Here is an 11,647-nt window from a genome sequence, read left to right as displayed (position 1 = left end):
TAAAACTAATCGATCATTTGCATCTCCATAGCCGTCTTAATCAACAGGGCTGTATTGGGAACACCGAACTTCATCAGCAGACTGCTTCGGTGAAATTCGATTGCTTTGGCGCTTACAAACAATTGAGTGGCCATTTGCTGCGTGGTCAATCCCTGCGCAATGCGTGTCAGCACTTCCGATTCGCGCGGACTGAGGTGCGGTTTTACGCCAGTTCCAGCTGTTGACCTTCTGGTCTTGGGGCTATCGTTCAGCAGAATTTGCGTGATTGATTCATTGAAATACTGCTTACCGTCGTGAACCGCCTTTATGGCCTGAAGCAACTCTATTTTTGTAGTATTCTTTAACAAATAACCTTTCGCGCCCTTTTTCACAATTCGCTTAATGAGGCTCGCATCGTCGTGCATGGTCAATGCCACCACTTTCGTTTCCGGAAAAGTGCGGCCTATATACTCACAAAGTCCGAGGCCATCTTCAATGTTGGGAAACGAAATATCAAGTAACACGACATCGATCGCCGTCTGGCTTAACCGCTCAATAACCGACTTTACCGTGTAGCAGCGCGCAGTCACTTCAATGTCGGGTGACCCTGAAATAAGCGACTCGATGCCTTCAACAAAAACATTATGGTCATCCGCGATGAGGACTCGTATCATGAATGTATACAATATAAATTTATATCACTCCATCGAAAGTACGATGAATCAGCCGTTAACATAAAGCAAAAAGTCCCTTTCTCATAAATCTTAGGGAAAACCCTATTAGGGCACATGCCATAAGAAGTTGATCGGTGAGTAACTGTGCATTAGCCGTTGATAGCTGCCTGCATCTTCTGCGACAGCTCTTTCAGCATCGCCATCAAATCTTCCAGATCAACCGGCTTACTGATATAATTATCCATCCCCGCAGCCGCGCATCGTTTCCGGTCCTCCTGTAAGGCGTTGGCGGTCATGGCGATGATGTAAGGCCGGGTTGGGTTCTCTGTTCTGATTTTCCGGGTTGCTTCCAAGCCATCCATGACGGGCATTTGAACATCCATGAGTATGAGATCAAATGCTTTTTGCTCGTTCCTATTCACTGCTTCCAGGCCGTCGATGACCAGCTCAGCATGATAGCCGAGCTTGGCCAGCACATTCATGATCACAATTTGATTCACCTTATTGTCTTCTGCAACCAATATTTCCAATGGGTATTTCGACGAAAAACTGGCATATAACAGCTTCCCGGGACCGTCCGGGTGTGGCAGGATGGTGGCGGGCCCAACAGCAGGCTGTAAAAATCCCCCATCCACCAGAACTTGCTTCCGCAAAAGGATTGAAAAAGTAAACGTGCTACCTTTCCCTTCCTGGCTTGTCACACCCATCGTCCCACCCATCATATTTACAAGCTTTTGAAAGATCACCAGCCCCAGGCCGGAACCGCCGTATTGACGGCTTGTGGAGGAATCTACCTGCGAAAACGATTTAAACAGACGGCCCATCTTACTCTCGGAAATGCCGATCCCGGTGTCGCGGATTGCAAAATGCAGCCCTACCAGATCACCGTCATCTTTTCCGTTACGGCTTACGGTCAGGGCTACCTCGCCCTCTTTGGTAAATTTAATGGCATTGCCGATCAGGTTGATCAGGACCTGACGAAGCCTTTGTCCATCGCCAATGAGCTGTTCGGGCACATCCAGACCGATGTTATATGACAGATTGAGCTGATATTTAACTATTTTGGGAGTAAAAACGGCCATCACATCTTCAATGCAGCTTCTAAGATTGAATGCCCTCTCTTCCAGCTCCATATTTCCGGACTCTATTTTGGAAAAGTCGAGAATGTCATTGATCACAGCCAGCAAGCCGCTGCCGCTTGACTGTATACTTTTTGTATAACTGAGCTGTTCCTCATCCAGATCAGTCTCCGCTAACAAGGAGGCCATACCCAGCACACCATTCATAGGCGTCCGTATTTCATGACTCATCACTGCCAGAAAAGAGCTCTTCGCCTGGCTTGCCAGCTCAGCCTGCTGCTTGGCTTTTTTCTCTTCTTCAATAGCGACTTCCGCCATACGCTTGGCTTTCCGCTCTTCCTCGATCGCCACTTCGAGTTGGATAGTGCGCTCCCTGACCTTCGTCATAAGCAACCTTTTCTGCCTGCGGTTGGATTGGGTGCGGAGTTTATAAATAAAGATCAGCAAAGCTGCAATGCCTATCACCGAAATCAGCCTGAACCACCAGGTAAGCCAGAATGGCGGGGTAATCGTAATGGTCACGAAGTTTCCCTTCATGTTCCATACACCGTCGTTGTTGGATGCTCTGAACCGGAACGTGTAAGTGCCGGGGTCAAGATTGGTGTAAGTTGCTGTTCGCTTTTCTCCCACATAGCTCCAATACGGATCAAATCCTTCCAGTTTATACGCGTATTGATTTTTCTCAGGAATTATATAACTGAGCGAAGCGAATCCAAATGTGATGACAGACTGCTTGTAAGATAGCGTAATGGACTTCGTGCCGCTGATATCACTTTTCAGAATGCCCGATTTATCACCTACGGAAACCGGTTTGTTAAAAATCTGGAAACTGGTCAGATAGACAGGAGGAACAAAGGTGTTATACTGGATACTATCGGGGTGAAAAGTACTGAACCCGTTCACTCCCCCAAAAAACATTTGTCCGTCTGCCGTAACAAAGCACGAATTGTCCCTGAATTCATTGCTCTGCAGCCCATCCCGCACACCAAAATTACGGAAGTTTTTCCCGGCGATATTAAACCTTGAAATGCCTTTGTTTGTACTCAGCCACAGGTTTTTATGCAGGTCTTTCAGCATGGCAAAAACAACATTGCTGGCCAGACCGTCCTTTTCGGTAAAAGCTTTAAATGTTTGTGTGTGGGTATCAAAATAATTGAGTCCGCCGCCCACAGTGCCGATCCACAAGTTACCGCCATCGGCTTCCCGGATGCATTGTACCTTGTTATGTGACAAAAAAGAGATGTCTTTGGGGTTTTGCTGATATTGCGTAAAATACCGGCCCGTGCTATCCAGCTTGTTCAGTCCGTTATAAGTCCCCACCCATATTGCCCCAGTCTCATCCTGAAAAACACAAGTCACAATGTCGGAGCTAATGCTGGTGCGGTCATCGGGATCGGTACGATATTGCCTGAATTGCTTGCTTTTGACATTATAGTAATTCAATCCGCCTCCCCAGGTTCCTATCCACAGGTTGCCGTCCTTGTCCTTGAAAAGATTGTTTACATCGGCAATTGACAGACTGTTCGGGTCTCTGGGATTGGGCAAATGGTGTTCTGCTATGCCCGTTTTAGTATTAAAAAGATCAAAGCCGCCATCGTGAAATCCCAGTGCAAGAACATCGGTGGAAACCTGCACAATGGAGATAACAAAGTCATTGCTGATTGAATTTTTATTCTTTGGATCGTGCCGGTAACTGGCAAAAGTGTTGTTTCGATGATCAAATACATTCAGCCCGCCGCCATCGGTCCCGATCCAAATTCTCTCGCCCGAGCTGTCCCCGCACAAGGCGAGCACCACATTGTCGGTGAGGCTGTTCGGATCTCCCTGTATGTGCCTGTAAGAGAGAAATTTCTCGCCAAACTTCGGCAGCATGTCTACGCCGCCGGCATAGGTTCCTACCCACGTGTTTTCCGCGTTGTCCTGGTAAATCGCATACACAGAGTTATTGCTGAGCGTCGTTGGCTCGTTGGCCCGGTGCTCATAAGTCTCGAATTGTCCCTTCCCGTCAAAGACGCTGATCCCTCCATTTTCCGTCCCAATCCAGAGCTTGCCGTCTTTGGTTTGAAGAATAGAAAGAATGTCGTTGTGGGCGACGGAGTTCTTATCGGATGGTTTGTGCAGAAAATTGCGGAAAGACCGGTCTTTCAGATTATATCGAAACAAACCGCTTCCCTTCGTACCGATCCACAAATGGCCCTCACGATCCATTCGCAACGCCCTGATCGCGGGTGCCGGAGCACATTGTACGCAGTTAATGTCAACCCTTCTGCTGGTATACGAGTCATCGCCGATTGTGATTTGAAAAAGCCCTTTCTCGGTTCCTGCCCACAACGAACCATCGCTATTTTCTTCAATGCGGTAGACCGGGTTTCTGGTTCTGCTGCCTTTGGTCTGCCCGGCGTTCAGAAGCAGTCTGAAACGCTTTTTATTTGGGTAAAAAACAAACAATCCTACCTTAGTGGCGAGCCAGATCCTGCTCTTGCTATCCTCAAAAAGGTCGTTGATATCCTGGGTAATGTAATGTACAAAGCCATTTTTCGTCCGGTCAAATCGGTCCAGTCCGTTGGAAGTCGCAACCCATAAATTGCCCTGCTTATCTTCCAGCAAATCCTGAATATAGCTATCCGAAATGCTGCTTTTGTCGTAAACGTCATGTTTGTAATGCGTAAAAACATAACTGTCATACTTATTCAATCCATCTTCGGTCCCAAACCACATGAAACCCTCCCTATCCTTTAATATCGCCGAAACGTGGCTTTGAGCCAGTCCTTCATTGGTGGTAAGGTGGTTGAACTTTACATTTTGCGCTTGTGAAAAACTATGTTGTATCCACCAAATCAATGCGATAGCTAGTGCGTGCCTCATATCATTTTGTTATGAACAAAAATCTAGTGTATAGATACTCCGGATTCATTCATTGCTGCATACTCAAAAAAGAAGCTGGCTTACAACAATTCTTTCAAGATATAAAATTAGTTCTATGAAAAAAAGTGCTGCGGAAGTAGATATCTTCACGCAGCACGATTGTTTTGCATAACCGCCAAACCGGGTCATTGTTTATTTAAATGCACTGTATTCCTTGTCGGTAACGGGTTGCAGCCATTCAACAATCCCTTTTTCCGTGTTGGGAATAATGTACATTTGGTGCAGAGCGCTGTTGGGACTCGCACCATGCCAGTGCTCCACATTAGGCGGACATTTCACAACATCGCCTTTCCTCATTTTTTCTATCGGCCTTCCCTTTATCTGGTGATATCCCTCGCCCGCTGTAATAACCAGGATCTGACCGGCCGGATGCTTGTGCCAGTTTGAGCGGGCACCCGGTTCGAAATAAACGTTTCCTACAACTGTATGATAAGTAGAGTCATTTGCTACCAACCCATAGTTAAAGGCTTTACCCGTAAAATTTGAAGCAGGTCCTTGTTCGCCTTTTGGAAAAATAGCCTGCTTGGCGTCTGCATTGGATTGCGAAAATCCCTTAAAAGTGAATATTAAAGCCGCAGCCAAAGTCAATATAAGTTTTGTACGCATCTTATTTCTGGTCTTTTTCATTTGTTAATTTTTAGGTGGACATTGGCGCTGGATTATCTATTTCCCAAAGCCATAAGGTTAAAGCTTCCCAAGTGCTCTCCACGTGGCGAGCTCCTGTGCGAAGCGGTCGTTAATGATCTCGCATTTTGTATCAATGCGCATCGTGGGCCGGTCTTTCAGATTGTAAGCGGGCCATTCAGGGACGTCCTTAGCGGCTGGCTTGCCGGTTCTGGCGAATGTAGTCCAGAGCTCAGCGAAATGATTGGAAGCCACAAACCGGTCGGGATTGTTTCCGCCGAAGAAACTTTCCTTTGGCGCAGAGCCGTCGCGCGGCGGGATCTCATTGTTGAATTTGAATGAAATATCCATCGCATGCGGTGTGCCCATGGCATAGTCCGTGCCAGGGATCTTTTTCTCAGATTTATATCCGAAATTATACAGGTAAACGGGCGCCCCGCCTTGTTTAACTTTTCTTTCTGCAATGGTCACGGAGCCTAGTCCCATCATCGCAATGGAAGAGATCGCCACAAAAACATCCGGTGCCGAAGCATTGGGATTGGCTTTCCGATAGGTTTCAATCAGCTTGTCGGTATTCTCGCCATATCTGGGTTCGAGTTTCTTTTTCAGTCCTTCAAAATCGATTTTAAACGATTCCGTATCCTTGCGTTCCCAGGCAAAAAAAGTGTGCTCATCCTCATTCCAGCCAACCAATAATGGTTTGTTTCTGGAGATGTCAGGCGCGACCGGATCAAAAGGATGCTGCGGCAAAACAACGCCATCCACAACCGGCCCGAAACCGCCTGCGCTGCGCTGCATAGCCTCCCTGTTATTCGTTTTTTCGATAAATGGCGGAACAAACGGCAGCTTAGCCTGCATCGCCAGCAAGTCAGCAGCCGGAATGTTGAGTAATTTTTTCCAATCTTTTGCAGCAATGTTCAGCTCCTTCAAGAGCATTGCCGTTGTCTCTGCCGCAGTTTCCTTGGTCGTCATCCGCACGCCCGGGCCACTTTCGATAGAGGCTTTGTTGAAGTAAGGCGCTGCGGCCGGCATGGTGTATAAGCAGGATGTTTTGGCTCCCCCACCCGATTCCCCGAAAATCATGACATTATCAGGATCACCGCCAAATTGCGCAATGTTCTGATTCACCCATTTCAACCCGTCCGCAATATCGAGCATGCCCATGTTGCCCGAACCTGCATATTCAGGACCGGCAATTTCGTCCAGATAAAGGAAGCCAAGCAAACCCAGGCGGTGATTGGTCTGCACGACAACGACATCAAAATTCCGTGCAAGATTGGACCCATCCTGACTCTGCGAAGCCCCTGATCCGCCTACAAAACCGCCTCCGTGGCTGTAAAACATCACAGGCCGCTTCCTGTTGTCATTCTCCGGCGTCCATACATTCAGAAACAAACAATCCTCCGAGGGCGCGGGCTCATTCCGCCTGGGTGGCTGCATGGCGGGTGCCCCAAATTGCGTGGCATCCCGCACACCCGTCCACGGCTGCAAAGGTGCCGGTCGCCGAAACCTTCGGTCCCCTGAAATCTTACCGCCATAAGGCACGCCTTTGAACACATTCACACCATCATTGCGAACACCCTTGATCTTTCCTGTATTAATCTCTGTTTCAATAAACTCGTCAGGCCTGCGCGCTGATGTAAAACCGAATCCTGCCGTAGCGGCCGCGGCGCCTGCCAACGAGAGTTGGGATAGAAAAACTCTTCTGTCAATGATGTTCATAGGAATCAAAAGGATGGTTAGGTTCAAAAGCTGGAAATGCCTGAATAGCAAGAGTGCAAGATAATACAGAAAAAGTCTAATTGACTTATACATATTACCGAATTCCCTACCACTTTTACTGATTATGCCATTTTGTTAAAAGCTAGAAAAACTGATCTTTTGGGGATACTTTTTATTTATACCAAAACATTCCAACACCCATATTTGTAATGCGATATCGTGTTACATTTGGAATAAAGACACGCATGATAGTTATCATACCAAGGCGGTCTGGGTAAATAAAAAAGGAGATTAACATGACTAATATCAAAAGCGGAAAAGTAAGCGCAACAGACATTGCCGCAATGGAAAAGCAATATCGGATTTGCCTGATCAACAGTCTGCTAGGCTACAAATCACTAAATTTACTGGGCACGATCAGTGAGGTCGGAACGACAAATTTGTGTGTGATCAGCTCTGCTTTTCACCTTGGTGCCAACCCGCCGCTCATTGGAATGGTCATGCGGCCTGCACGCGAACACAACGACACGCTTCGCAACATCAAAGCAACCGGACAATTTACCCTGAACAATGTCCTGCCCGACTGGTATAAGCAGGCGCATCAGACCAGTGCCAGCTATCCTTCCGGTGTTTCGGAGTTCGGGACGTGTGGATTTGACGAACACTACGTCGCCGGGTTCAATGCCCCTTTTGTGGCACAATCAACCGTTCGTGTTGGCCTGCAACTCCGCGAGATTATTCCGATGGAAATCAACCAGACCAGCATTGTAATCGGGGAAATTGTTGAAGTTATAGTAAACGATGCCCTGGTGGGCACGGACGGCACCATCGATCATGTTGAGGCTAAAACAGTGACCGTAGCAGGTCTGGACGCTTATTTTCTTCCGCAATCCATCGCAAGGCTGGCCTACGCCAAACCCGGGATTGAGCCACAGGAATTAAACCAGCCCGGCTGAAAGATGATGGATCATGCCCTGCTCTCACCAATGCCCATGCCAAGATTTACCCTCGATGTTGTATGACCGTTGGAAACTCTCCTTTATAACAAATTCACACCTACCTAACCGACCCTACCCAAGAACTTATCGCATTTAAAAATGCCTCCTGCTGGTCAATGAACAATGTGTGGGAGCAATTATCGAGGTATTTAATATGGCTATCTCCGATTTTATTGCTGAGTTCGGAGATATGGTCGGTTGAATAGAGACCGTCCTGTTTTCCGTATAATGCAAATATTGGGAGTCCTTTTTGATGTAAATATTCCAATTGTGGCGTAACATCGATGTTGTGGCTGGGTTCGTGCTCCCAGAACGTTGATACGGCGCGCTCGTTTTTTACGTATCCGGTGATCAGCGGGTTAGTCTTGTAAGTGTCGTAAATGGCTTTTGCACGGTCGTTTGGCTCTTTCAGGTTGAAGAATCCGTTCGCTGAAGCGTGTTTGAAAACCAATGTTCGATAGGCCAGCGAGTTTGTATCCATCTTTGCGATCGATGCGAGCTCGTTTAAGTTTGAGGAGTCCTTTTTGTTCTCATAAATGGCTCCCGCAGCGCGAAGAATTGTGTCATAGGATTTTTGCTGTGATACCAACGCGCTGCACAATGTCAGTGATCTCACCATATCGGGATGCTTTTGAGCAAATTGCGCAGCAACCAAACCGCCAAAGCTGAAAGCAAGCAAAGAAGCCTTTTTTAAATTATAATGCTTGTAAATCCCTTTCAGATCATCAAAAGCTTCATCAAAATTCATTTCTGCATTACCATCGGCAGACCGACCTTCGCCCCTGCGGTCATATATGATGACGTAAAAGCCTCTGTCAGCGAGTAACTGAGCCGTAGTTGCCTCGAAAAATACGCTGCTGCTGCCCGGACCGCCGTGCAGAAATATGACAGGTTGCGCTTTTTTATCACCAAATGAACGACTATACAAATCCTGTGACAGACTTACCGTTGGAAATACAAAAATGAAAATGATGATCAGCCGGATGAAGGCCGACATTCCTGATGGTGACTTTGGAAACATTCCTTTTTTGGTGTTTATGAGCCGTGCTGGCCCAACATACGCCATAGCGAACCATTCTTGGTGACCACTTCATCTAATTGTCCGGACTTGACCAATGTTTGCAGGAACTGCCCGGTCTGCTCGCGCGGCATTTCAGAAAGTTCAGAAAACTCTCTTGCAGTCAGCGTGTTGTATTTGGTGAAGAGCTTTTGCCAGTCTGTATCAATGCTCTTTTTGGATGCGGCGGGGAATTGTTTTAGCAATGCTTCTTCGTATACAGCATAAGGTTTGGTGCCATAAACTTTTTCCTGATTACCCTCGCTGTCAACGAAAAACATGGTCGGGAAACCTCTGACGCCCAGTTGTGCTGCTAATTGTAAATCCTCCTCAAACAGGCCCTTGGCCTCACCATTGTAATCAATCCCAAACTGTTCCACATTCAGGCCGGCCTTTTCTGCTGCCGCTGCCATATGTTCCCATTTTGCAATGTTGATCTTTTCCAAAAAAAGCATTTCTCTCGACAACCGGAGAAAGTGGATGGCCTTGTCGTGGCCTTGCAATTGGGCTGCCTTAAATGCAATGGATGGAGGATAGGACGAATTGAGTGGATCTTCCAACCACACGTCCCCATCGATAGGCATGTCATAATGCCGGCTTACCTCATCCCAATGATGCGCCACGTCGGAAGGTTTACTGATCCCGCCGCTGTTATAACTCCAATCCGGCAGCAGGCCGCCCATGCGGTAATCGACTTCGAAATAATCCCCATACTCTAATTTCAGCTTACGCAGCTGAGGCTCAATGCCCCAGCAGGAAGAGCAAATCGGGTCGGTGAAATAAATGACTTTAACTGGCTTATGAGTGGCAGCTTCCGTTTGCACGGTTGTTTCTAAAGAAGACTCAGGCATTTCACAAACGCCTGAGTCTATATCGCATAAAAGCGGATTACTATTTGTCGTTTCCATGATACTACGCTTGCACTTCCTCCACCTCTTTGAAACAGGTAAAAACTTCGCGATAAAAATCCGGGTGCGATTGCCAGGTTTGGCCGGTCACAATGTTCCCGTCGCGCACAGCTTCCAGCGTCGAGTAAGTGCCGCCACCCATTTCAATTTCAGTCCTAACGTGCTCATAGGCGGTGAGCGTCCGGTCCTTGGCTAATCCGGCCGTAACCAGGATCTGTATGCCGTGGCAGATGGCGAAGACCCATTTACCCTGTCTGTCAAACTCACGGACCACTTCCAGCAGCGCGGCATGGTTGCGCAGATATTCCGGAGCGCGGCCTCCCAGCAGCAGAATGGCATCGTAGTCGCTTACTACAACGTCCTCAATCGTCAGGTCCGAAGCCAGGCAGTAACCAGGGCGCTCCACATATGTATCCCAACCAATTTCAAAATCGTGCATTACCAGATTAAGCCTGCGCTTGCTTGGGGCGGCTATCACGGCAATGTCACCTTCTTCCTGAAAGCGGTGAACGGCATAGAGGGTTTCGTAACTTTCGCCACCATCACCGGTAACGATCAATATTCTGCGATTCATAGTAAAAGGATTTTAAGACAATTCTGTTTGAACTTTACCTACTTTCATCGCCATCCCAGCCCTGGTGCAACGTGCTCCAGGATCGACGACAGCACATGCACATTATAATCCACTCCCAGTGTATTCGGAATGGTTAAAAGGATTGTGTCAGCTTCCTGAAGCGCTTCGTCCTGTGACAATTCTTTGATGAGCTTATCCGGCTCTGCGGCGTAACTTCTGCCGAATATAGCGCGTTTGTCTTGCTCAATCATGCCAATCTTGTCACGGTCGCGATTTTCATGCCCGAAGTACATGCGGTCCTGATCGTTCATCAATGCAAAAATCGACCGGCTCACAGAAACCCTTGGTTCCCGTTTGTGACCCGCTTTTTTCCAGGCATCTTTGTATAACCTGATCTGTTCCGCTTGCTGCACGTGGAAAGGCTTGCCGCCTTCATCGTATTTCAATGTTGAACTTTGCAAATACATCGCGTTTTCCGCAGCCCATACGGCAGTAGCATTGGAAGCCGCTCCCCACCAGATACGCTCGCGCAAACCTTCGGAGTAGGGTTCCAGACGCAGTAAGCCAGGCGGGTTCGGGAACATCGGGTAAGGATTAGGCTGTGCAAATCCCACACCATTCAACCTTTCCAGAAATTCAAGTGCTTTGCGACGTCCCATTTCTGCGTCGGTTTCTCCGTCAGCGGGTTCATATCCGAAATAGCGCCAGCCGTCGATCACCTGCTCCGGCGATCCTCTGCTGATGCCGAGTTGCAATCGACCTTCGGAAATAAGATCCGCAGCGCCTGCATCTTCAACCATATAGAGCGGGTTTTCATAACGCATATCAATGACGCCCGTTCCGATTTCAATCTTGCTTGTTTTGGCACCAACTGCCGAAAGCAAGGGAAAAGGCGATGCTAACTGAGATGCAAAATGATGTACCCGAAAATAAGCACCGTCTAAACCGATCTCTTCGGCCGCAACAGCCAGATCAATGGATTGAAGCAATGTATCGCTCGCGGTTCGGGCGTTGTATGCCGGATGGTTTGACCAATGCCCGAATGATAAAAATCCTATTTTTTTCATAAGTTCCTTTCACAGTCATTTACATATTAGACAGATAATC

Annotated in this window: 9 protein-coding genes; 1 reads left to right on the top strand and 8 read right to left on the bottom strand. The window is 47.7% G+C overall.

Going from position 1 to position 11,647, the window contains the following annotated elements; genetic code table 11:
• Positions 1-5 precede the first annotated feature (5 nt).
• From L0660_RS13800 to L0660_RS13785, 4 genes are all read right to left on the bottom strand, one after another.
• Positions 6-653, bottom strand: coding sequence for a response regulator transcription factor (locus tag L0660_RS13800; protein ID WP_235159989.1), 648 nt, complete (start codon positions 651-653; stop codon positions 6-8).
• Between the two features lie 149 nt (positions 654-802).
• Positions 803-4,597 (bottom strand): hybrid sensor histidine kinase/response regulator, encoded by a 3,795-nt coding sequence (locus L0660_RS13795; protein ID WP_235159988.1) that lies wholly within the window; start codon positions 4,595-4,597, stop codon positions 803-805.
• A 192-nt stretch (positions 4,598-4,789) separates the two neighbouring features.
• On the bottom strand, positions 4,790-5,284 hold the full coding sequence (locus tag L0660_RS13790) for a cupin domain-containing protein (protein WP_235159987.1): 495 nt from the start codon (positions 5,282-5,284) through the stop codon (positions 4,790-4,792).
• A gap of 57 nt (positions 5,285-5,341) precedes the next feature.
• Entirely contained in the window at positions 5,342-7,003 is a 1,662-nt protein-coding gene (locus L0660_RS13785; protein ID WP_235159986.1) for a carboxylesterase/lipase family protein, read from the bottom strand.
• A 296-nt stretch (positions 7,004-7,299) separates the two neighbouring features.
• Here L0660_RS13785 and L0660_RS13780 point away from each other — a divergent pair, with 296 nt between their 5' ends.
• On the top strand, positions 7,300-7,959 hold the full coding sequence (locus L0660_RS13780; RefSeq protein ID WP_235159985.1) for a flavin reductase family protein: 660 nt from the start codon (positions 7,300-7,302) through the stop codon (positions 7,957-7,959).
• Between the two features lie 100 nt (positions 7,960-8,059).
• Here the strand turns inward: L0660_RS13780 and L0660_RS13775 are convergent, their stop codons facing one another.
• Genes L0660_RS13775 through L0660_RS13760 form a run of 4 tightly spaced genes read right to left on the bottom strand, consistent with a single transcriptional unit; the run spans position 8,060 to position 11,607 of the window.
• Complete coding sequence (locus tag L0660_RS13775) at positions 8,060-9,022, bottom strand: alpha/beta fold hydrolase (RefSeq protein ID WP_235159984.1); 963 nt, start codon at positions 9,020-9,022, stop codon at positions 8,060-8,062.
• A 14-nt stretch (positions 9,023-9,036) separates the two neighbouring features.
• Positions 9,037-9,966 carry a ClpXP adapter SpxH family protein gene (locus L0660_RS13770; RefSeq protein ID WP_235159983.1) on the bottom strand — a complete coding sequence of 310 codons (930 nt, stop codon included), beginning with the start codon at positions 9,964-9,966 and terminating at the stop codon, positions 9,037-9,039.
• A gap of 4 nt (positions 9,967-9,970) precedes the next feature.
• A complete protein-coding gene (locus tag L0660_RS13765; RefSeq protein ID WP_233796421.1) occupies positions 9,971-10,540 on the bottom strand; it encodes a DJ-1/PfpI family protein in 570 nt (189 codons plus the stop codon).
• 44 nt (positions 10,541-10,584) lie between these two features.
• On the bottom strand, positions 10,585-11,607 hold the full coding sequence (locus tag L0660_RS13760) for an LLM class flavin-dependent oxidoreductase (protein ID WP_235159982.1): 1,023 nt from the start codon (positions 11,605-11,607) through the stop codon (positions 10,585-10,587).
• Between the last annotated feature and the right edge of the window lie 40 nt (positions 11,608-11,647).

It is taken from the genome of Dyadobacter sp. CY351 (assembly GCF_021502625.1).
Classification (GTDB): domain Bacteria; phylum Bacteroidota; class Bacteroidia; order Cytophagales; family Spirosomataceae; genus Dyadobacter; species Dyadobacter chenhuakuii.
This window is presented reverse-complemented; position numbering and strand designations above follow the sequence as displayed.